General features: G+C 45.9%; 2 protein-coding genes (1 of these 2 cut by a window edge). Both read right to left on the bottom strand.

The window, feature by feature from the left end; translation table 11 throughout:
• Window positions 1-36 precede the first annotated feature (36 nt).
• The gene (locus tag CJU60_RS11820) at window positions 37-12837 is read right to left on the bottom strand and encodes an SDR family NAD(P)-dependent oxidoreductase (RefSeq protein WP_095713872.1); all 12801 of its coding nucleotides are present in this window, start codon (window positions 12835-12837) and stop codon (window positions 37-39) included.
• Between the two features lie 15 nt (window positions 12838-12852).
• Window positions 12853-25270, bottom strand: partial view of a type I polyketide synthase gene (locus CJU60_RS11815; RefSeq protein ID WP_095713871.1) — the 3' portion only. Its footprint extends 1322 nt past the window's final position; the window shows 12418 of its 13740 coding nt (coding positions 1323-13740); its start codon lies off the right edge, out of view — the gene reads right to left on this strand; its stop codon occupies window positions 12853-12855.

Raw genomic sequence — 25270 nt, 5'->3', positions numbered from 1 at the left:
CTGTAGGCATCGAGAATTTCTTTATGGTTCATACGATTAACTCCCTTCTATGATGTTTTGCACACTCTTAAAATCCAAATTCCCTTGCGCCACCTCTTGCATCAAACCGATGATTTGCTCGTCAGTGTACAGGCTGTTGGTTTGATTTTGCGGCAGAGCCTCCGCGCTTCGGTTTTTTCCTTCAGCTTTTAAGGCCACATAAGCAGAAAGCGCTTGGATTGTCTGGAATTCAAGAAGCTCCCGGCCGGTCAGCTTGATCTGAATGGTCTTTTCTAAATGACGCATCAGCTTTCGGCCAAGAATTGAATCCATCCCGTATTCTTGAACGTTTCTTTTGAAACTGATTTGATGCCGTGACAGGCTCAGCTCTCGTTCCAGAAATTGTACGATGATGTCTTGAATGTGTTTCTCTTCATTGGACTCGTCAGTCTCACTTTGGGCGACTTGTGACGATGGCCTAATATTCTTATCTGATGAGATCCAATAGCGTTCCTTTGCAAATGGATAGCCAGGTAACGGAACGATACGGACATTATTGTCTTCATGGAGCAGTTCCCAAGAAATATGATTTCCTTTCGTCCACCAATCTGCTATCTTTTTAAAATCTTTTTCTATGACGACCGTTTTCAGAGATGTCTCATCTCGTTCTTCTGAAATGTCTTCCGCATTCCCTGTATAAAAGGATGTAAATTGGCCGAATGATTCACCATTCTTCACCGCTTCTGCAAATTCCTTCAATTTTCGCACCAGTTGTTCCTGATTATTCACTACGATCGCCAGTCTTGCTTCCATTGCTTTTCTTCCAACCTGGAGTGTATACGCAACATCAGGTAAAGAAAGGCTGTCATTATGCTCTGCATACTCAAGCATTTGCAGAACAGCATCGTGAAGCCGATCCTCATTTTGAGCAGAAAGCACGATAACTTGCGGACATTCGGTTGGCTCTTGATGCGCGGATGCCTGCTCATTCGGAATGTATTCTTCAATTACTGCATGCGCATTCGTACCGCTGATGCCCGTTGTGCTGATTGTCCCCATCCTCGGATTATGATTTTTTCTGATCCATGGCTGGTTCTCTTTGTGAAGCACAAAAGGGCTTTCTGCAAACTGAATATAGGGGTTGCTCGATTGACATTCATGGGTAGCCGGAATGGTTTGATTCTTCATAGCCATCAGCATACTGATCAAAGCAACCACACCGGAAGCTGCAAATGTGTGTCCGATTAATGATTTAATCGAGCCGATGGTGCAGAATTGCTTCTGTTTCGTATATTTGCTGAACGCACCCGTTAATGCCTGTACTTCAAGCGGATCTCCCAGATTTGATCCAGTGCTGTGCGCCATCACATATTGAATATCCAGCGGATTGATCTGATATTTTTCATAAATGCTTTCTATTAATTCCGCCTGGCTAAAAGGATTGGGAGCTGTCATTCCATTGGTTTTGCCGTCATAATTCACGCCGCTTGCTTTTATACATCCATAAATGTGATCTTGATCTTCAATTGCCTTTGATAATGGTTTCAGCAGAACAGCTGCTACCGCTTCACCAGGCACAAGCCCATTGGCATCCTGGTCAAACACTTTGCATTGTCCATCTGGAGAAAGCATTTCCGCCTTTGTCAGCGCCTCATAAGACATTTGAGAAATATTCAGACTGACGCCGCCGGCTAAAGCCATTTCACAGTCTCCCTGACGCAAGGCTGCGCATGCCTGATGAATGGCTACAAGTCCTGAGGAACATGCTGCCGTCAACGCCATATTAGGTCCTTTTAAATCTAATGCGTATGCAATTCGCGCAGCCAATGTGGCGTTTTGAGTGCCGGTAATGTAATCCGTATCACCGGTTAAGTGGGCATATTCTCCTTCTTCCACACCCACATAAACGCCGCAGGACTTTCCTTTAATCCGGTTTCCCATATATCCTGCGTCCTCAAATGTATGCCATGCTTCTTCCAGAAACAATCGCTGGCGCGGGTCCATACTTTCGGCTTCTTTAGGCGATATGTGGAAAAACAGCGGATCAAATCGGTCTATGTCTTTCAAAAATGCGCCCCATCTCGGCACTTCTGCTTTCTCTGGATGTCCTTTGACTTCACGCCAATCCCAGCGGTCTTTGGGAATTTCTGAAATGCATTTTTTTCCGTTTTTCAGATTGTTCCACAATTCATGAACCGAATCAGCTTGAGGAAACCTGCCGCTCATTCCGATAATGGCGATAGGCTCTGTGTAAAGCTGCCGGCCGCTTCTATGGCTGTTTTGTGTTTCGAGTGCTGCAGAAACCGGCACTTCAGCTTCTGCCTGATTCTGAGTATCAGATGCATCATCCCGGTAAAATTCTTCGATCAGGCCTTTATGATCCGTTAAAAAGAAGCGGATCAATTCTTTTAAAGTCGAATAGCCAAAAAATAATGCAGGCGTTATCTCGACTTTGTAATAGTCAGTTAACACGTTCGAGAATTTAGCCAAGTAGATGGAATCAAATCCAAAGTCGGCCCAGTTCTTATTCAAGTCTAGCTTGTCTTTTGAGATCTTAAGCAAGGTGTGAATATGCGTTTTCAAGTCCATTTCCAAACGTTTTTCAACGCTAAGGTGCTTCATCCCGCCCGATGTTTCTTGTGCAGGCGGGGCTATCATGTCCGGTTCTGGAACGGCACGTTCAGTCATTCCTAAAAAGCGGCGGACCCGGCTTGGCTGACCGGCTATGATAAGATGCTGCGCATCCTGCTGAGACAAAATGTGTTCAAACATACGTATGCCTTCTTCCGCTTCTAAGAAGCGCTGACCGCTTGACTTCAGGTACATCTCGGTAGTTTCGGCATTCCCGATTGTCATCCCGCCGTCCTTCCAAACAGGCCAGTTGATAACAAATGTATTACCGTGATGAAGCTCGTTTCTGTAATGTGCATAAGCCATTTGGAACCGATTCCCTACCGCATAATCACAAAAACCAAAGTCTCCTAAAATAGCAGAAGACGAAGAGAAGTAACAGATAAAATCCAGGGTTTCTTTTTTAAACCACTCGTCAAGCGCGATCGTTCCATTGATTTTCGGTTCAATAATGCGCTTGAAGCTATCCATCTCTTTTTCAAAAATAGAGGACCCGCTCTCGATACCGGCGGCATGAATGACACCATTGATGGTGCCGTACCGGTCTTTTCCGCGTTTCACGCAGTCTCCCATTGCGATCGGATCACACACATCCGCCTCTGCATACATGGCTTCGCCGCCTAAATCCTTCAATTCTTTTAGCTGCTTTTGTTTTTCTTTATTGATAGGCGTTCGTCCTGTCAGAATGATGTTCGCGGCATAGTTTTTAGCCAAATGCTTGGCGAATAAATAACCGAGCCCTCCTAACCCGCCTGTAATCAGGTAAGTTCCCCCGAACTTCAATTTGCTGTTGCCTGGCTGTAACGTTGTCTGTTCAATCTGACATACATAACGTTTCTCATTCTGATACAAGACGGTTTGTTCGGTTGAAGCCTGTAATTCCATCCAGATCTTACTTGTCCAATCGTCCATTGATTCTTTTGGAATTTGATCAGCATCCTGAAAGATTCCTGTCACTTTCGTATTCGGAAGGACTAGCCCGAGTGAACGTTCAAATCCTATCCATGATTCCAGATAACTTCGGTCAAAACCATTTTCAAAACATCCAGCCAATAACACACGGGCAGGTTGAAGCTTCGCGGCCGCCATAGCTTGCAATAAATAGACTGCACAGGAATAATCCTGACTACAGCTTGAATCCTCCGTCGCCCATAAATAGAGGATTGCATCCGGTTCTCCATGTTCTTCCTGAATCCTACGGAAGGCTTTCTCAAAAGTGCCGGGATCCTTCCGTACAATTTGATAAGAGTATTGAGACTGTTTGCCGTACGTTTCGCCTTGAGAAACAAATATGACCTGGGTCTCTGTATCAAAGCTTTTCACAGCTGAAGCGAATGCTTGTTGCTTGTCTCTGTCAGTCAGAAAACAGACGAGAGTTGTGAAGCTTTTCGATGTGAGAGACACCTGCTGTTCTTTCCATACTTCTTTAAAGGTCATCACCTCGAAGTCTTCTTGCTCTTGGTGTTCTATATTGTTTTCAAAGGACGTTGTTCTCTTTTCAACTCTTGATGCCCAGTAATGTTCCTTCGCAAATGGATATGTCGGCAGGCTGATTCGGATCGGCTTATGAGCTCCGTACAGCTTTGTCCAGTCAAAAGACAAGCCCTTCACCCAAAGATCCAGTAATTTCGTAAATTTCCCTTTGCTCATCCAGGCGTCTATCATCTTCTCCGTATCTTCATCAGCTGATAAGAGCGCTAATGCTTGTTTATTATCTTCGATACGATCCAGATACAGACCCTCTGCTTTCATTTCTATAAAATCTTGCAGCTTGCTCTCTAGATCTTCTATTGATTCGGCAATAAAGCCAAGCCTTTCTTCCATTGCTTCACGGCCTGTTTGCAGCGTAAAGGCAATCCGGACCAGATCTGATTCACTGTACCTTTTCTCGCGAACGGCAGTGAGCAGCTGCTCCGCTCTTTCTTGAAGCCGTTCACTGTTTTTCGCTGACAGCACGATCAGAGCAGGAGGATGAGCTTGGGGTGTTTGTGCCCCGGTTTTCGGAATATATTCTTCTAAGATCAGATGGGCATTTGACCCTCCGGCGCCAAAACTGCTTAATCCGGCGCGTCTTGGCACTTCCCGACCATCAATGATCGGCCGCTTCCATTCACCAAGCTTTTGCTGAACGACAAACGGAGTTTGGCTAAATTCAATATTTGGATTCAAACGCTCAGCATGCAATGATGGTGCGATTTGACCGTATCTAAACTGAAACAGTATTTTTGTCAAACCAGCGATGCCGGCTGCACTTTCACAATGACCAATATTGGATTTACTGGAGCCGATCGCGCAGAACTGTCTTTCTTGTGTATCTTCCTCAAACGCTTTTGTTAATCCAGCAATCTCAATCGGATCTCCTAATGCAGTGCCTGTTCCGTGTGCCTCCAGATAACTGATCGTTCTGGCTGGGATATTGGCATGCTGAATGGCTTCTTTAATCAGCTTGGCTTGGGCATTCGGATTTGGAACCGTATATCCGTTGGTTTTGCCTCCGCTGTTAATGGAGCTGGCCTTTATCACCCCATATATATGGTCACCGTCTTCTATTGCTTTTTGCAAAGGCTTTAAAATGACGGCACCCACTCCTTCTCCGTCAACAAACCCATCTGCGTCATCACCGAATGATTTACATTTGTCAGTTTCAGAGAGCATGTTCATGACAGATAAGTTCTGATAGTGAACAGGGTCGACAACTAAATTGACGCCTCCGGCAATGGCGCACTCACTTGATCCGCTGTAAATGCTTTCTAACGCCAAATGGATCGCTGTCAGAGAAGACGAACATGCTGTGTCAACAGCAAGGCTCGGACCTTGGAAATTCAGCAAGTAGGATACCCTGTTGGCAATGGACCAATAGCCGTAGCCAGTAGGATAATTTTTGTTCATTACTCCGGCAAAGACGCCGACTTTTCTGCTTGAGCAGAGCGTGTCTGGCGTGTATCCCGCATCTTCAATACTCGCATAGGCGGTTTGCAGGAATAATCGCTCCTGAGGGTCCATTCTTTCTGCTTCTAGCGGAGAAATTTGAAAGAATAAAGGATCAAAAGTATCCATACCTTTGATAAATCCGCCCCATTTTGTATAAATCGAGCCTTCTTTTCCTTTTTCTTTATCGTAATATGCTTTCCAATCCCAGCGGTCTTTCGGGATTTCCTCTATACAATTTCTTCCTTCTTTTAGATTGTTCCAAAATTCTTCTGCTGTCTCCGCCTGAGGATAACGCCCGGATATGCCGATAATGGCAACATCACGGCTGACCGGTGCTTGTGCCAGTGATGGTGCTTCTTTCTCGCGGCTGCGGCCAAGCTTACGATAGCGCCGGGTTGTATCAGGCGCCTGCCCAGCCTCCTGTGAAGATTTGTTATTGATTGCTACCGGCTTGTCATTTTGCACTTGACGGTCAAGGCCTGTCAGTCTCATAAGTGCTTCTTTTTTCGTTTTGATTAAGTGTTCCACTAACGCGTCTATTGTCTGATACTCAAAAAATAAAGTGCTGCTCACATGGTCCAGTTCCTTACGTAATGTATTCGTGAGCTGAACAACGACAATAGAATCGATGCCGTACTTTTCAAGCTGTTCAGATGAATCAATTTTACTTGCAGGGATTTTCAATGTTTGTCCGATTAGTTTTTTCATATACTCGGTGCTTCTTTCTATCAAGACGGCATCATTTGATGATCCGCCTATCTCTGAAGCTACGTTTTGGACAGATGCCGGCTCCTTCCTCGCTGAAGAAAAATCCTTTTCTGCAGGAGGCACCATTTCCATAGCCATACGGCGCACCACTCCGTTGCTTGAGGCTGCGATGATCTGGTGACTGAGGTCATGTGTTGCTTCTGCCGGGAAGAACACGGATTCAAAACCTTCGCTTTCTAAGGCCTCTTTCCATTTGTTTGGATATAGACCAGGACAGCCGGGAATTCGCAGCGCAGGATCTTCATACAGCCACCAGCCTTCCAACAGTCCGAAGGTGATGTGTGGAAACAAGCTGTTTCCCGCCATTTCATTTAGTAACAGCAATCCGTTGTGCTTCATCACAGCTTTTGCATGCCGCAGCGTTTGGCGAATATTTTTTGTCGCGTGAAGAACATTAGCGGCAATTACAACGTCATAGCCGCCTGCCTCGATTTCCTGCTGATCGATTGGTTTTTCTACGTCAAATAGCTGATATGTCAGGTAAGGATTTTCCGCCCCATACTCTTTTTCTGCATGCAGCAAAAACGCCTTTGAAAGATCTGTATAACAATATTCTCCTATATGATTTTGATAGGTTTTCAGTTTTTGAAAGATTCCGGCACTCGTGCCGCCAGTACCTGCGCCTATCTCCATAATGCGAATGGAGGTTTTAGGGTCCTGTTTCAGCCGTTCATCTACGTAAGCTGTTAACGTATCAGCGAGCACTGTATTGAAGTAGTCTGCAACTTGGTTATGCTTGTAAATACCTTCCACCAATTCCATTGACGAATGAGGGAACATGATATCTGTCGCAGGCACCTTCCCTGTCAGGATATCCGGTAATGCTTTCAGCATGGCCTCAGCTAATACAACCATCGCTTTTGTGTTGCTGTCTTGGAGCCATTCTGCTTTTTTTGCATCCCATTCATTCCAAAGCATGTCTATATCCGCTGCCTTGTCCTTCCTCACCAAAGAATCTCCATCTTTTTTAAGGTAGTCTTGCTGCAGAAGGAATTCGCTGCTTTGCCGGAGCCACTTTTCATAAAACTCACGAGTATTGTTGTTTCCTTGAAGACGTTCAACCGATAATGTATGACCATCAAACAGCCCGGCCGTCTGCAGCTGCGCTAACAGAAGTCTGTAAAGGAGAGCGTCCAGCTCCTCGTGTGTTACTCTTTTTATTTTCCGTGTTTCCGGCAGGCGTCTCTTCAGGCTTTCGGCGTCTATCGAAGGCTGCTGCGGGTAAAGGGTGATGAATTCCTTCTGATTCACGCCTTCGACTGCAACAGGTTTAGTCGTATGAATGAAAGCCGTTTGGCTGACAGGCCCTGAAAGCAGGGCTTCTAACGCTTCCATCCCTTCCTCAGGTTCAATTAAGCCTAAGCCAATTTGATTCATGAGCTGCACATAATTTTCATCTTCGGCCGCTTCACTGTTCCCCCAATATCCCCAATTCATGACGTTAACGGGACAACTCCAGCTTTGGGACAGCCGGTAAGCAAATGCATCTGCGAATGCACAGCCTGAGGCATAATGGCTTTGCTTCACATTTTTGATATGGGACACAAGCGAAGAGAAAAATAGAGCAAAATCCAAATCCTCCTGCTGAAATACTTGGGCCATATGAACACTTACATCCACCTTTGCCGCCAATCCAGTTCTGAATTCTTCGAGCGTCATATTTTCCAGGCTTTGTTCAAATAAAACCATTGCAGAATGAACGATCCCATGAATATGAGGATGGCGTTTTTTCACTTGTTCATAAGCCTGCTGCAATGAATGCATATCCGCAGCATCGGCTGCAATATAGTAAGGCGCAGGTCCAAGTGCCGAGAGACGGTTTAATTTTGCTTGGATGGCATCATTGATTTGACTGCGTCCAATCCAAACGATCTGTGCCTGATAGCGGCGGATCATATACTCACTCCACGCCTCTCCGATGTACCCAGCTCCTCCAATAACCACATACACTCCGCCGGTTCGATATAACGTATCATTTGAAGGGGATTGCTGATAGGGAATCAATTGCTGCTGATGCCATTGGTGATTCCGATAGGCCCACGCGTGCCCAAGACGGTCTGCAGGGAGTGTAAACATCTGTTTGATCGGCCAAGTGCAGCCTTCTTCAAGGTCAATCAGCCGGATATTCCAATGCGGATATTCCTTAGCCATTGTGCCAATGAGTCCATGAATGCTAGCATGAGCAGGATTGACAGCTTCATGCTGAGTAATCGGCTGCGCTTGGACGGTGATAATTGACCATTCCAGCTTTTCCCCGCCATAGCCTAATTGAAGAAGTGCTTTCACAAGCTTAAATACGTGAAGAACGTTTTCTTCCTGTTCTTCAATAAACATCTGCTCTGAGTGTAGCGGGGCAATCCACAGTACATGGTCAATGCTGCCGCACGCTTGCAGTTTGTTCGTTATCGTTTCCATGTGATCTGCCGGCTGGATATCCAAAACCACAGCCTGAGGATAGTATTGTTTCATTAACTTCTGTTCGTGCTCAGTACCCCCTAATAAAACGGCTTGTCCACCGGCAGCCGAGACACCGCTCTCCGCATTTGGAGACACTGGTTCCCAGACAGGAACCATCATCGTATGTCCTATCGATGATGAATCCGCTGCTATTGCTTCCGGAGATTGAGGTTCTCCTTCCAGCGCTCTAATGGAAGCACCCTTCATTTGCACACAGACATTCCCGTCTTCATCGCATAGATCAATATCATACTTTCTGATTTTGTCCTCTGCCTTACTGTCTGAACTGAATCTAATATAAGACCAGATTTCAGAAGGGCAAGGGGCAAGAATGTTAAGTTCCTGCATTGCAAACGGCAGAGACAGCTTATGGACTTGAGCATCCGTATTGACTGAGCTAACGATAAAACCAATCGATGCATGGAAAGCGGCATCCATCAAACTCGGATGGAGCATGAATTGCTTCTTACCGTCTTCCAAAAAAGCGGGCAAGGAGATTTTTGCAAGCAATTGTTCGTGTCCGATAAGCACTTTTTTAATCCCTTGATAGCCCTCTCCATAGTCAAGCCCTATCTTCCGAAACGCCGCATAGCATTGCTCTGACGTCACTGTATCCAGACTGCATTCCGCCTGCAGCGCTTTAATATCTAAAACAGGAATGTCCGGTTCAGCCCCTAGGATTGCAGTCCCTTGGCTGTGTATCATCTGGTTTTCATCTTTGCTGTAAATCTCATAGCTGATCTCTCCGCTCTCCTCAGGATAAAGGCCAATATGTATCTCTTTTGGTTCACTTTCAATCGCGATAGGACGAATCCAGACGATGTCTCTGAGCGACACAATTCTTTGTCCCTCTCCCAGATCACCCGCTGCTTTTTCCGCTGCTTCCCTTGCCATTTCTAAATAGGCAACACCCGGCAGGATTTTCTGTCCCTGCACAACATGATCTGATAGAAAAAATTCCTTGCCTGTGAAGCTAGAGCTAAAGCGCTGCTCAGAAAAGTCTGACGTATTCCTATGCAGCAGCGGATGTAATGCAGCATTCGTTGTTCTGCCGCTGATTTTCGTCTCAGGTGCCGGTATCCAGTAGCGTTCTTTTGCAAACGGGTAGGTTGGAACACTTATTTTAAGCGGCTTGCGAGCGCCGTAGAGTTCATCCCAGTTGACCTGTTTTCCTTGAACCCATGATTCCGCGATGTTCTTCAAATCTCCCGCTTTTGCCCCGGTAAACCCTTGGCCCTCTTTGGCCTGTCCGGGCCAGCAGCGATCGGCTTCTTCACCTTTTACAAATGCTTGAAGTTGATGAATTAGATCCTTTATGTCTTTTACGATGAAGGCTGCCCGCTCCTCCATTTCCACCCGTCCTGCCTGCAGTGTATAACCAAGCTCAAAAAGATTAATGTCCTCGTGAAGAAACTCAATGAGTTTGCCGGCGTATGCTTGCAGCCTGTCTATATTTCTCGCCGACAAGGGGATAATTGCCTCTTCATATTTCACAGAAACAGAGGCTGAGTCGTTCTCTTTCGGGATGTATTCTTCCAAAATGATATGCGCATTGGACCCTGACGCTCCAAACGAACTTACACCGGCACGGCGGGGATACTTAATCTCCATTCCGTTTTCTGTCAATGCCGGCTGCTCCCATTTCTTTGCTTCGCGCTGAACAAAAAACGGTGATTGATCCAGCTCCAAATAAGGATTCAGCTCTTCTGAGTGTAGGGATGGGACCAGCGTTTTATAATACAGCTGCAGAACGGTCTTCGTTAACCCGCTGATGCCGGCTGCAGATTCAGCATGGCCAATATTTGATTTCACAGAACCGATCGAACAAAATTGCTGATCCTGCGTATTTCGGCTGAAAGCCTTCACCAATCCTTGAATTTCAATTGGGTCTCCTAATGAGGTGCCGGTGCCATGCGCTTCCACATAGCCGACCGTACGCGGATCGATTCCTGTTTTTTCTAAGCAGGTTTCTATAACATCGGCTTGCGCTATAGGGCTCGGAACCGTAATGCCGCTGACTTTGCCTACATGATTAATGGCACTTCCTTTGATGACGGCATAAATCCGGTCACCATCCTGTTCAGCTTTTCGCAGAGGCTTTAATAATACCGTTCCAACCCCTTCTCCAGAAACGTATCCGTCACCGCCTTCGCCGAATGTATGACAATAGCCGTCACTCGAGTGCATCCCCACACTGCCATAGCTGATATATTTAGCCGGATGCAGAGATAAATTGACACCCCCTGCTATCGCAGCCTCACATTCACCATTCCGGATGCTTTCTATCGCCAAGTGAATGGCAGTCAAAGAGGATGAGCAGACCGTGTCCACTGCCATGCTTGGCCCATGGAAATTACAGTAGTAAGACACTCTATTGGCGATTTGCGCATAGTTCAGTGACAAAGGAAATGGATTTTGTTCGGATAAAGCTTCAGCACCTATAAGGGAATAGTCCTTATGCATGACACCGGCAAAGACGCCGACATGCCGTCTTTTATTAGCGCCTCGCTGTGCAGCAATTGTCTCAGGCGTATAACCTGCATCTTCAATGGCTTCCCAGCATGTCTCTAAAAATAAGCGTTCTTGAGGATCCATGGTTTCTGCTTCTCTGGGAGAAATTCTGAAGAATTGCGGATCAAAACAATCGGCATCCTCAATGAACCCGCCCCATTTTGAAAAGGGCTTTCCAGAAGGTGTTGTCAGTTCATCGAATTCCTTCCATTCCCACCGTGATTTCGGAATTTCACTGATGCAGTCTGTTCCAGCCTTAAGATTTTCCCAAAATTCTTGTATGTTTTTCGCCTTAGGATAACGGCCTGCCATCCCAATGATCGCAATGTCCTCCGCTTTTTTTGGCGGGGAAGAAAGAGCATCTAAAGACTCCGGCAGTGATGCAGGAGACTGGCGGACAGCATCGTCCGCCTCTCCAAACAAATAGTTTTCAGCCAAATGCGCTGATAATTCTGCAATCGTTGTATATTCAAACAGCAAAGTGGGAGAGAGATCTTCTCCAACATGAGATCCTATCGCCTGAACAATTTCAAGCAAGGATGGCGAATCTAACCCAAGCTCATAGTACCCGGCGTGAATATCCATTTGTTCTGCCGGTTTTTCAAGCTGTTCAGCCAGCAACTGACGCAGTAACCTTTCAAACGCATTGTATTTCCGGCCAGCGTCATGAGAGACAGAAGTTTCTTTTACCACTCTCTCTTCCTGGAGCTGACCGATTTCTTTTTCAGGCTGAAAGGCCTTCGCATCCCGGACAGACTTGCTTGCGAAGTTTTTAAGTTCGGCTATTTTTTGTCCAGAAGAATTAAAATATTCAATGGTCATATAAGTAAGCTCGTTTTTCTGGCGCACGGAGGAAGCCTGAATGCGCACCGCACATTCTTTTTGTAATGGCTCCGAAGCTGTAAAGGATTCGAAAAACAAAGGCAGATACACAGTCTGTTCGTTTTTATTTACACTTGAAAGCAAGCCGCTTGACCCTAAACCGCTGCCGTCGATGAGCGTCGGATGAAACATAAAAGCCTCAGAATGAATCAATGCTTCTTGTCCGACAGATACATCAATCAAAACGGCCTCTTTTGTTTCATACACCTGTCCTTCTGCTTTCATCATGCCTGTATGCACTAATTCTTGACGGCGGCATTGATCATAAATGTCGTCCAAATTCAGAATTCGGCCGGCCGCTTTTTTCCATTGATGAAGGTCAATCTTTTCCGTGAAAGCAGCTGGTGCTTTATGATGCATCTCGGCCGAAGCATATCGTCTATGACCTGATAACGACTCTCCATGCTGTTTTTGCCCTTCAATTAAGATGGACCATGTCCCTTTTTTGCTTTCAGACACTTGAATCGTCAGGGCAATGTCATACGATGCTTCCGCGATCAAAGGATAAAAAATGGTCAGGTTTTTCAATTCTAGCTCTTGATAAACGTAACCATGTTCTTGGAATACTTGATAAATCAGATCTATATAAGCAAGGCCGGGTAATAACGCTTGTCCATATACCTTGTGATTGCACATGATAGGATTATTTAATGAGATGCGCAGCTGTTCAGTTATCATGTTCCCACTCCTCTCTTATTTGAAAGTTTTCCAAAACATTTCTTTAGGAGCACCCTTGTCTGAAAACCCTTGTCCCCGCTCAGTTTGAGCTGATAGGGCTCGATTCTCTGTTAAAACGGGCCGCCGATGCAGTGCCGGCAGCGGCAAAGGCTTTCTTCTGATCGGACGATCAGCCAAGTCATCCCAAGCTTCTATAATCAAGTGGGCATTCGTTCCTCCATCAGCAAAACAATTGATTGCTGCAGCCGGCGTTTTCTCTTTCCACTCGGCTTGTGTTTTACAAAAATACAAATCCGTTTCCTCAATATTAAAATGCGTCATTTTCTCATCACCTGACAGGAACGGAACCAATTGTCTATGTTTCAGCATCAAAGCGACCTTAATCAGGCTTGCTATCCCTTCTGCGCATAAAGGGTGGCCGATGTTAGGCTTAACCGACCCCAATCCTAATGGAGCATTGCAGCGGGAGCGGTAAATCGCTTGAATCGCCTTAAGCTCAAGCAAGTCTGTCACAATTGAACCAGATCCATTTGCTTCGAGATAACTGATTTCTTCAGGCTTTTTGCCGCTTTTCTCAAGCGCCGACAGCATCACGTCCTTTTGCGCCTCAAGATTCGGTGCGGACGGGCCTGCCGTTCTTCCGTCATTGTTTACAGCTGCGGCTTTAATGACAGCATAAATGGAATCTCCGTCTTCAAGTGCTTGGCTGACCGTTTTGACTAAAACCATTCCCACGCCTTCTCCTAAAACAACGCCTTCTGCTCGCTTGTCAAATACATGGAAAGACGGCTTGTCACTTAAAAGTCCGCGCTCCTGAAACATTCGATGTGCATCTGTATCGAGCAAACTGACACCGCCGACAACCGCTGCCTCGATATCTCCGTTTCGTAAAGCCTGAATGGCCATATTCATGCCGACCAATGCAGAGGAACAAGCTGTATCCAGAACAATACTCGGTCCTCGCAAATCAAAAAATTGTGAAATATTAGCGGCTAAATAGTTTTGTCCTCCAGCCACAATCGGATTTCTCGCTTTTGAAAGACTGGATTGATCAGGCTTGTGCTGACTGCGACCTCCTATATAGACACCAGCCCGCATGCCTTTCATTTCCTTTTCGGTGTACCCGGCGTGATACATCAGCTTCAGACTTTCTTCCAATACTGCCAAAGCCTGCGGGTCCATTGCTCTGACATCATCATCGGACATCAGGAAGAAATCAGGATCAAATCGGTTCAGGTCCTCGATTACCCCGGCATAATACGAGCTTGAATTGCCAAAGCGTTCATGCGGCACAGGTTTGATCTCTGATCGACCGTCACGTATTAAATCCCAGTATGCCTCCAGCGTTTCCGCTCCGGGAAATCGGCATGTCAGGCCAACGATCGCGATGTCTTCTGCATGAACTGCCGGTTTTATATCGCTTGCCTTTTGCATTTGCTGTTTCGCCGCGGAAGCCTGATCGGGCGGCAATGATGCCGCATCAGGCGCATGTTCTTTTGAGTCAGCTGAATGTACAGCATCTGGTAAGGCAGATTTATATTCAGAAATCAGCCACTTTGCAAAAGATTCTATTGTGGGGTATTCAAATAAAATAGATGGATCGATATCTCCTTTTAACTTTTGATTAATCTGCTGTAATAGCTGCGCCAAAATAATCGAATCTACTCCGTATTCTTGAAAAGGCTCATCAGTTTCAAGGTCTTCGGCGCCTATCTTCAGCTCGTCAGAAAAAATAGTCACAAGCCATTCTACTGTTCCATGGAACAAGCTTTGAGCGCTGTCTGAATTTCTTGTCTCAGCACGTTGGAAAGCCTTATCCGTCAGTGAGTGCTGCATGAGCTTACCCGGCTGCCATACATCTGTATGGTGAATCGCGGGCAGGACAACAGCTTGCTGTTTTTCAGAAAGAATCTGATCCAGAAGCTGCAATCCCTCCTCGTTATTCAAGCCTAACAGTCCGGTCTGTTCTAAAGCTTTGCTTCGAACCTCGCCTAAGCCGGTCTCCTTCCAATTTGGCCACTGAATGCTGACGATCGGATATTTATCTTTATGTGATTCTGCAAAATAATCCATAAATGCATTCGCCATTGCATAATCAGCTTGTCCGGCCGCAAGCACAGGGACGGTCGCTGATACAGATGAAAATAAAACAAAGAATTGCAGCGGCTCATCTTTGAGCAGGTCAAATAAGGTTTGAAGCCCTCCGACTTTCGGCTCCAGCACGGCTTGAATTTCTTCTGCTGATTTTCTTATAAATGCCGGATTATGTTTATTCACAGCCCCGGCACAATGAATCACTCCGCCAATCGCTCCCATCGTTTGCTGAATCGTCTCGATGCTTTGTTTGACAGCAAGCGGATCGGATAGCTGAAGAGACTGCACTTGTACTTGAGCGCCCATTTCTTCCAACTCTTGGATGGCTTTCAATTTCTGAGCAAGCGGCGTGTTTTTCGCTTTAAGAAACTCCCACTGTTCACGCGGGGGCATGACTTCACGGCCGGTGAGAACCAATCGTTTCACCCCGTATGTTTGCACAAAATGACGCGCACACACCATTCCAAGCCCTCTTGTCCCCCCTGTAATCAACAGCACCTGATCTGACGGAAACGATAATTCTTTTTGATTAACAGCATCTGCTGTTCGCTCGTCCAAATATGCGCGATAACGCCGTCCGTCTCGATAACAGACTTCGGTGTCTGTACTGTCAGCATAAAATTCATCTGCAATCTGTCTGGCCAGCTCCTTTTCGGCTGTTACATGGTCTGTGTCCATATGTCTTGATGTAAGGTGACTGTATTCACTTTGGAGCATTCGGTATAGACCAGCCCGGGATGCACCGGACAGATTAACATCTTTATTTTCAAAAGACTCGAGCCCCTTCGTCACACACAAGACAGTCAATTCTTGCTTGTGTTTACGGCCAAGCTCAATCAGTTTTTGCAGCCAACTGATCCAGTTTATCGATTGCTCAGGGCTCATTCCGCATCCGATCAAATCCACTGCTCCGCCGACATTTTCCCAGTCGGCGTCTGACAGATGCTCAAGCTCTTGTATGTCAATGATGCGATAGCTCGAGAAATACAGGGAAAGCTCTTCAGCCAATGACCTTGTTTCTGCGTTTGCCAATATGGCAACCGTTTGGCTCATACGTTCTGCTGATGTAATCGGGCAATCCTGCCACTGTTTTTGTAACAAGCTCTGTTTCGTAGGCCGTACAGCAGATGGCAATGCCGAACGGCTGTCTTTTTCTGCAGCATCTTCAATTGGGAGCCAATAGTATTCTTCTGCAAACGGATAAGCAGGCAGACTGATTCGGCGAGGCACGTGATCGCCATAAAGCTTGTTCCAGTTTATTCGCAATCCTTTTACCCATAATTCTGCTAGCTTCTCCAGCCTTTTTTTCTCAATCCACGTTTCCAGCAGGATTTTGGCGTCATTATCTGTTTCAAACACTTTCATTTCACTTTTCTTCGTTTTGACATGCGCGTCATAGATTTCCGTATTCGGAATATCTGCAATATAGTCTTCTAACGTTTTGATAAGCATTTCTCTCGAATCAGCCAAAAATGCCATTCGGTAGTCCATTGGTTCCCGGCCAGTCTGAAGGGTATATGCCATATCATCCAGATTGATATCTTTATTAGAATCTGCGAAGTCTCTCATCGATTGGGCATAAGCCTTCAATTGCTGCCTCTTTTTCGCTGAGAGCACAAATAACTTTGAATGATGGCGATCTGGCAATGGATCATTGTTTCTATCAGACTGATATTCTTCAATCACGAGGTGGGCGTTCGTTCCGCTATATCCAAAAGAACTCACACAGGCCCGCCGCGGTTTTCTATCAGCCGTTTCCCAATGCTTAAGCTCAGTGTTTACATAAAAAGGCGATTCTTCAAATTGAAAATGCTCATTAGGTTCAGAGAAGTTCAACGTAGGCACCAGCGTTTTATGTTTCATGCACATCAGCACTTTTTGAACACCGGCAACACCCGCTGCCGCTGATGTATGGCCAATGTTGCTTTTCACTGAACCGATCGCACAAAATTGCTTTTTGTCTGTTTTCTCTTTAAAGACGGTGGACAGCGCCTCTAATTCTATTGGATCTCCTTGTTTTGTTCCGGTGCCGTGCATTTCAACATAGCTAATGCTTTCAGGATGTATGCCATATGTCTCATATATATCCCGTTCCAGATCCATTTGGCTTTTCACGCTCGGTGCCGTAATTCCGTTTGTTTTCCCGTCCTGATTAATGCCCGAACCGATAATAACACCATAGATGTGATCACGATCCGCTTCTGCATCTTTCAGCCGTTTCAAAACGAGCGCTCCTGCCCCTTCTCCGGGAACAAAACCATTTGCGCCATTATCAAATGCTTTGCATTGTCCATCAGGAGACAGCATGCCGGCTTCACACATACTGATGTAAGATTCCGGTGTCAGGTATAAGGTGACTCCTCCCACCAGCGCCATATCAATTTCTTTGTTTACTAATGCTTGACGCGCTAAATGTGTACCGACTAGTGAGGATGAGCATGCCGTATCGATCGGTATCGCCGGCCCTTTTAAATTGAGATAATACGGAATACGCGCTGCCGCTATCGCAAAGCTGTTTCCGGTGGCGCTTGCTCTTGCCTGATTCCGATTCAGCATCACTCCGTATTCATTGCTCATAATGCCAAGATAAACACCGCACTTTTTATTGCTTAACGTTTGCGCATTATATCCGGCATCCTCGAATGCTTTATAGCCTTCCTGCAAAAAGATTCGATGCTGCGGGTCTATCAGTTCAGCTTCTGACGGCGGAATATTAAAAAACAGCGGATCAAAATGTTCAATATCATCCAGCATCCCCAGTGATTTGCAGTAGACTTTCCCCTTTTGATTCAGTGCCGGGTCATAGTATTTGTCTACATCCCACCGTGATTTCGGAATGTCACGAATCGCATTTCTCGCATTGACCAGATGATCCCAATATTCTCTTACATCCTTGGCACCGGGGTATCTGCCTGCCATCCCGACTATGGCTATCGCATCATCGCGGTAACCTTGATGAGATCGGTCTGGTTTCTGTTCAGGCGCTTTCATCGCTGGCAGCCGAACGGGCTGAATCGAACGCTCCGCGGGTTTCGCTTTAGCTTTAGCTGTTGCTTCAGGCTGTTTATTCTCTTGGAAAAGCTCATCCGCTCTTTCTTTACTTCTATTACTATGATTGACAAGCTCGGCTTTTAACATATTTGCAAACTGACGAATTGTTGGATAATCATAAACTTTGGTAACTGAAAATGATGTGCCATATTGCTTATTGATTGCTTTTATCCATTCTAGTCCTGTAATGGAGTCCATTCCGATATCGATAAAGGTGTCATCAATATCGACCTCTTGGGAATCCATGCATAACACTTCAGCAATGCTTTCCTTTAATTCATCATTCAGTGTTTCAATTGTTCCAGCATATTGACTGGAAGCAGAAATTTCCGCAGCTGCATATTGAATGTCTTCAACTGGTTTCTGCTGCTCCGGCTCATGATGGCCTAAAGGCTGCAGCGAAATATTATCCGGTTTAGATGAGATGGATTCCCGTTGTATCGGTGTATACGTCTCCTCTGATTTTTGCGGATGGTTTTCTGCATTTTCTCCATCAGCTTGTGTGCTTAATTCATCTTTTAAGAAAGCGGCAAAATCACGGATTGTCGGATAATCATAAACCTTGGTCACAAGAAGCGATGTACCAAATTTCTTATTGATTGCTTTTATCCATTCAAGACCGGTAATGGAGTCCATGCCGATATCAATGAATGCCTCGTCCGGGTCGATTTCATTTTGATCCATATATAACACGTCTGCTAAGCTTGCTGTCAGTTCATCACATAAGACTTCAGCAGTTATGGTTTGCTGCTTTCTAACCGGCTGCAGCGGTACAGATGTACTTTGCGGTGTTTCCTGACTGCTTGCCATCAAAGGCTGCAACGAAATATTGGCAGGCTTACCGCTGACTTTTTCCGGAATAAATGGATCTTGGATGACTGGCTGTGATGTAGCAGCCGGCTTCACCGGTCTTTTTTCAACTGTCTTCATCACAGTTTCTTCTATCCAATAACGGTCTCTTGCAAAAGGATAGGCAGGCAAGCTGATACGGCGCGGCTTACCATTTTGATAAAGCATGTTCCAATCGATATTTAATCCTTTGACCCAGAGGTCTAAAAACTTTGCAAATTTTCCTTTGCGAACCCATGCTTCAATTGTCTTCGCCATATCTTCATCAGCCGCAAAAACTGCCATGGTTTCTTTATTTCGCTTCACTTGTCCCCGATATAAGTGTTCAATGTGTTCTTTTCCAGAGATAAAATCATTCAGTTTTTCTTTAAGCTTCTGCATATTTTCAGCCACAAACGCCAAACGCTCATTCATTGCTTCCCGTCCGACCTGAAGCGTATATGCGATACGAGGCAGATCGGCTTCAGAATAACGCCCCTCACGGAGAGCATCCAGCAATCGTTCCGCCCGTTTTTGAAGTCTCTCTTCATTTTTTGCTGAGAGCACAATAACAGCCGCCTGTCCCGCTGAAGAATGCTCTGGCTCAGATTTGGAAGCATATTCTTCTATTAGAATATGGGCGTTACCCCCTCCGGCGCCAAATGATGAGAGGCCTGCGACTCGCGGATATTCAATTTCTTTTCCATTTACTTCAATGATCGGCTTCTTCCATTCTTCAAGCTCTTGCTGGACTTTGAATGGAGAATTGAAGAAGTCAATATTCGGATTCAGCACTTTTGAATGAAGGGAAGGCGCCAGCTGTCTGTATTTCATTTGAAGCAATACCTTTGTTAATCCCGCAATGCCCGCTGCACTCTCACAGTGCCCGATATTTGATTTGGCTGAGCCTATGGCACAAAATTGTTTGTCTTTCGTATGTTCTGAGAACACTTTAGCCAGCCCTGTTATTTCAATAGGATCTCCGAGTGAAGTGCCTGTGCCATGCGCTTCGATATAACTGATAGCCCGCGGGTCAATTTGCGCCTCTGTAACCGCCTTTTTAATGACATCTGCCTGGGCTTTCGGGTTAGGAACTGAGTATCCGTTTGTTTTTCCTCCGTGGTTAATGGCTGTGCCCTTAATGACTCCATAAATGTGATCGCCATCTTCAATCGCTTTGGACAATGGCTTAAGGAGTACAGCTCCAACGCCTTCTCCCGGCACATAGCCGTCTCCTCCCTGTCCAAAGCTTTCACACCTGCCTTTGCTTGACATAAATTTGTTCTGCCCAAGCATCAAATATTTATTGGGGTGGATTGAAACATTGACTCCCCCTGCAAAAGCTGCCTCACATTCACCGCGATGCAAGCTTTGGCAAGCCAAATGTATAGCGGTCAATGAAGAAGAGCACATCGTATCCAGAGCCATACTCGGTCCATGGAAATCGAAATAATAGGATACCCGGTTTGCTACAGAGGATGGATTCCCCGGTAAAGCCAGAGACCGGCCCCGCGCTTGTTCTTGCGCTCCGTACAGCTGATATTCTTCGTACATGACACCGACGTAAACGCCTACGTTTCCGCCAAGTTCAGCATCCTGTTTACGGCCGAGGTGCTCTCTTGTATATCCGGCATCCTCCATCGTTTCGTAAACACATTGCAAAAATAAACGCTCCTGCGGATCCATTAATTTCGCTTCACGAGGAGAGATATGGAAAAATTGCGGATCAAACTTATCTACATCCTTAATAAAGCCTCCCCACTTGCTGTACGTTTTTCCTGGTTTGTCCTTATCTTTATCGTAATAGAGACTGTGGTCCCAGCGGTCTTCAGGAATCTCGGTAATACAGTCGTGGCCGTCCCTCAAGTTTTTCCACAGTTCATGGATGTTGTCTGCTTGCGGATAGCGTCCGGAGATTCCGATAATCGCAATCTCTTCCGTTTCTTTTTCAGCAGACTGCTTTTGCCCATTTCTTTGCTTGGGGACGAATCCGGACTTTCTGCGGCGAACCGGACTTTCTTTTTTCTCTTCGGTCTCAGAATCTGTCTTTCTATTTTCTTCTATTGAAGAAGATGTTTCTGATTCAATCCCCAAGATGTGTAACAGCTGTTCTCTATGTGATTCAGTAAAATACTGTGATAATGACCGAATATTGAGGTATTCAAAGAACAAGGTTTTAGACAATGAACCGAATACTTTTTCTAATTGTCCGGTAACATGCATGATCATAATTGAATCGATTCCGTAATCCTCCATTGGAGCTTCGGCGTCAATCTGGCTGACAGGCAGCTTTGTAACTGAGGAAAGCACACTCTTGAAATAATCCTCTGCTTTTTCTCTCAGCATCTCTTCATCGGCTCCCATCACGGAACTCGCATTTTCAGTATGCTGAATTTCACTTTTGTATTTTCCATTTGGAGATGGTCCATTTCCTGTTTGATCCAAAAATGAATGGATTTTGCTCACAACGCCTGTAGCCACCATCAGCTGCGATTTTCCTGAGGCCCATCCATGGTATAATGCCTGAATTCCGTCATCTGCTTCCATGGCGACCATACCTGTATCTCTCGTCAGCACCCTTTCGGTTTCAGCATCAACATGCATGCCTCCGTCTTTCCACAGCGGCCAGCTCATAGAAAGGGTTTTCCCGTAGCGCTTGTGCTGTGCTGCTTGGACATTCCGGTACTCGCTGAATGTATTCATAAAAGCATTTGCCATTGCGTAATCCGCCTGTCCTGCACTTCCCACTGTCCCGGCATTTGAAGAAAAAAGGATAAAAAAGTCGAGCGGGATATCTTTCGTTGCTTCGTCAAGATGAATCAGGCCGGTAACCTTTGGAGCGAGCACATCTTGAATCTCGTCTTTCTTTTTCTTAATAATGAAATTATCTTTTATAATCCCTGCGCTATGAATGATGCCATTTAAGCCGCCATAGTCCTCTTGAATCTCTTTCGTTAAAGCCATAACAGCTTCTTTTTCAGTCATATCGGTTTGTCTATAAACAACACGCGCGCCCATTTTCTGTAACTTCTGAAGCTGTGACTGCTTTCTTTCATTGAGCGGAGACCTGCCTGTGAGAATCATGACAGCCTCACGCGTTTTGTTTGCAATTTCATTTGCAAATAGGAAACCAAGCCCCCCTGCACCGCCTGTAATCAGATAAACCCCTTTATCCTTCCATGGCATGTCGGTGCCCGGTTGATCAGCTGCTGTCTCTTTCCATTTGCTTACATACCGTTTTCCTTGCCAATATCGGATATGGTTATCATGAGGATATTGCCTGCATTCTGCTAATGTTTCGGCCAGATCGCTTGCAGATATCCCTGAATCAAATTCAATCAGCTGGCCATTGAATGCTGGGTTTTCCAGCTGGGCCGTTTTGAGAAGTCCCGCTAAGCCGTTTAGCAGCTGCGGTTCGTCCAATGCAGGAACAGCGACTTGAACGAGCACATTCCCGCCAGGTTTTGAGTTTAGCAGCTGTTGAATGTCTTCGAATAACTGTAAAGCATACGCTTTAAACCGTTCATGAACTGCCTGCCCGCTTATTTCTAATACCGTACAGTCAAACTTGTTCCGGATTCTTTCGATTTGCCTTTCTGCCATATCACAAACAATAACTTTATGCCTCTGATATTCCATTAACTCATTTTTCTCTGAAACAGTTGCTTCTTCCCATATATGCTCGAATAAAAGTGTGCCAGTTGCTAAATCTGTCTCGTTTTCTAGAGTTCTGGCAGAATAGCCTTTCATTCGCACGCATACCTGGCCCGCTTCATTACACAAATCGATGTCAAGCTTCTGAATACGATCCGCGGCGGTACTGTCCTTGCTGTATTTCACGCGAGCCCACATCGAAGTCTCACAATCTTTGAAAATTTGGATATCCTGCAATGCGAAAGGCAGCATTGCTTGTCTTTCTGTCAAACTGGCATCCTCTGTTCCAAGTCTCAGACCGATAGAAGCTTGAAATGCCGCATCTATCATGCTCGGATGCAAAACATAATGATCTTGGGTATGTGAAACGACAGACGGCATCGTCAATTTAGCTAGAGCTTCGTTTGCCCCCACATATATAGTATCAATCGCTCTGTGGCCGTCACCGTACTCAATTCCCATTTCCGCATAAGCGTCATAGCATACACCAGGCGGCAGAATGCGTCTGCTGCAGCTTGCTTTCACCTTTTCAATATTCAGTTTAGGAGCTTCTTCAGTCTGGCAAAGCACAACGCTTCCTTGGCCGTATATCACCGGTTCCTCCCCCGCGCTGTCACTCTCCCTGCAGATTTCGAACAAAATATCACCATTGTCTTCCGGATAAAGGTGAACGTATATGTCTGATTGCAGATCTGTGACAGCAACAGGGCGAATCCAAACGATATCCTGAAGACGAATATCTGCATGCATCTGGTTCGCAGCCGCCTTTTCTGCAGCAGCCCGAACCATTTCTAACAAGGCTGCACCGGGTAAAATGTGCTGACCTTTAATGACATGATCCTTTAAGAAAAATTCACGCCCTGTGAACTCTGAACGAAAACGCACGCCCGACATGTCAGACACATTTTCGTGCAGGAGAGGATGAATGGCATGGCCTAGGGTCAAATTCTGTTTTGGCAAGTCAGTCTCTGTCTCTTTCTCCGGCACCCAATACCGCACTTTTGCGAAAGGGTATGTCGGCAAGCTGATCCGCTTAGGTTTGTTTCCCCCGTATAAGAGCTTCCAATCAACCGCAGATCCGCCGGCCCATTTTTCAGCGATCAGGTTTAGATTTTCTTGTTCCAGCCATTTATGTACTGTTTCCGCGGAAAGTGAAATATCACCGGTTTCTTTTGTCATTCGGCCCTTCCAGCAATGCTCAATGGTTTCCTGTCCTTTTAGATATGCTTCTAATTGACCTCTCAATTCATGAATCCCGCTTGCTAAAAAAGCAACCCGCTCTTCCATCGGTTCACGGCCAATCTGCAATGTATAAGCTACATCTCTGATTTCAATACCCTCATGAAGAAAATCGAGAAGACGTTCCGCATACACATGAAGACGTTCTTGATTCCGGGCAGAAAGCGGAATAATCACCGGTGTGGTGTCAGGTACAGACACGGTCTGCTCCGCTGCTTCAGGAATGTATTCTTCTAAAATCATATGGGCATTAGAACCCGTTGCACCGAACGAACTGATGCTTGCCCGGCGCGGATAGATGATTCCCTCACCATTCTCATTGATAACAGGCTGCTTCCAAGTTTCGGTTTTATGCTGCACATAAAATGGCGACTTTTCAAAGTCTACGTACGGGTTCAGCTCTTCTGAATGCAAAGAAGGCACGAGGGTTTGATGGTGAAGCTGAAGGGCGACTTTGCTTAAACCGCTGATACCTGCGGCGGATTCCGCATGCCCGATATTTGACTTGACAGAACCGATTGAACAGAACTGACGATCCTCTGTATATTGGCGGAACGCTTTTACCAGACCCTGTAATTCGATCGGATCTCCTAAAGATGTACCGGTTCCGTGCGCTTCCACATAACTGACAGTCCGCGGGTCAATCCCTGTTTTCTCCAAGCATGTCTCAATCAGATCAGCTTGTGAAACAGGACTTGGCACAGAAATCCCGCTTACAGTTCCTACATGGTTGACTGCACTTCCTTTAATTACTGCATAAATACGATCTCCATCTTTCTCGGCTTGGCGTAAAGGCTTTAATAAGACCGCACCAATTCCTTCTGCCGGCACATAGCCGTCCCCATCCTTGCCAAACGTGCGGCAGTGCCCGTCAGTGGAAAACATATCCCAAACACCGTACGTCATATACTTATTCGGGTGCAGAGAAAGGTTAACACCGCCGGCTAATGCGACCTCGCACTCTCCGTGACGAAGGCTTTCCAACGCCAGATGTACGGCAGTTAAAGATGAGGAACATACCGTATCAACCGCCATACTCGGACCGTGGAAATTGCAAAAATAGGACACTCTGTTGGCAATTTGCGCATAGTTGAGAGAGAGAGGGAACACATTTTCCTTCGATGCTGCTTCAGCACCGACTAATGTATAATCCTTGTGCATGACGCCGGCAAAAACGCCTACATGCTGTCTTTTGTTCCGTCCTCTAGGTTTGGCCAACGTCTTCGGCGTGTAGCCAGCATCCTCAATCGTTTCCCAGCATGTTTCTAAAAACAGCCGCTCCTGAGGATCCATTGTCTCCGCTTCTCTCGGCGTAATTCTGAAAAATTGAGGATCAAAGCAATCAGGATCATCAATAAATCCGCCCCACTTAGAAATGCTTTTTCCTGAAGGGGAGGTGATTCCTTCAAAGCGCCTCCAATCCCAGCGCGACTCGGGAATCTCGCTAATGCAATCCATCCCCTCTTTCAGATTGTTCCAAAAGTCATGAATATTGTTTGCCTCCGGGTACCGGCCCGCCATGCCGATAATCGCAATGTCTCCCTCCGCTTCCTTCAGAGATGCAGTT

This window comes from Bacillus sp. 7705b, assembly GCF_002289525.1.
GTDB classification, from domain to species: domain Bacteria; phylum Bacillota; class Bacilli; order Bacillales; family Bacillaceae; genus Bacillus; species Bacillus halotolerans.
Note: the sequence above shows the minus strand (reverse complement) of the source record. Positions and strands in the feature narration are given on the sequence as shown.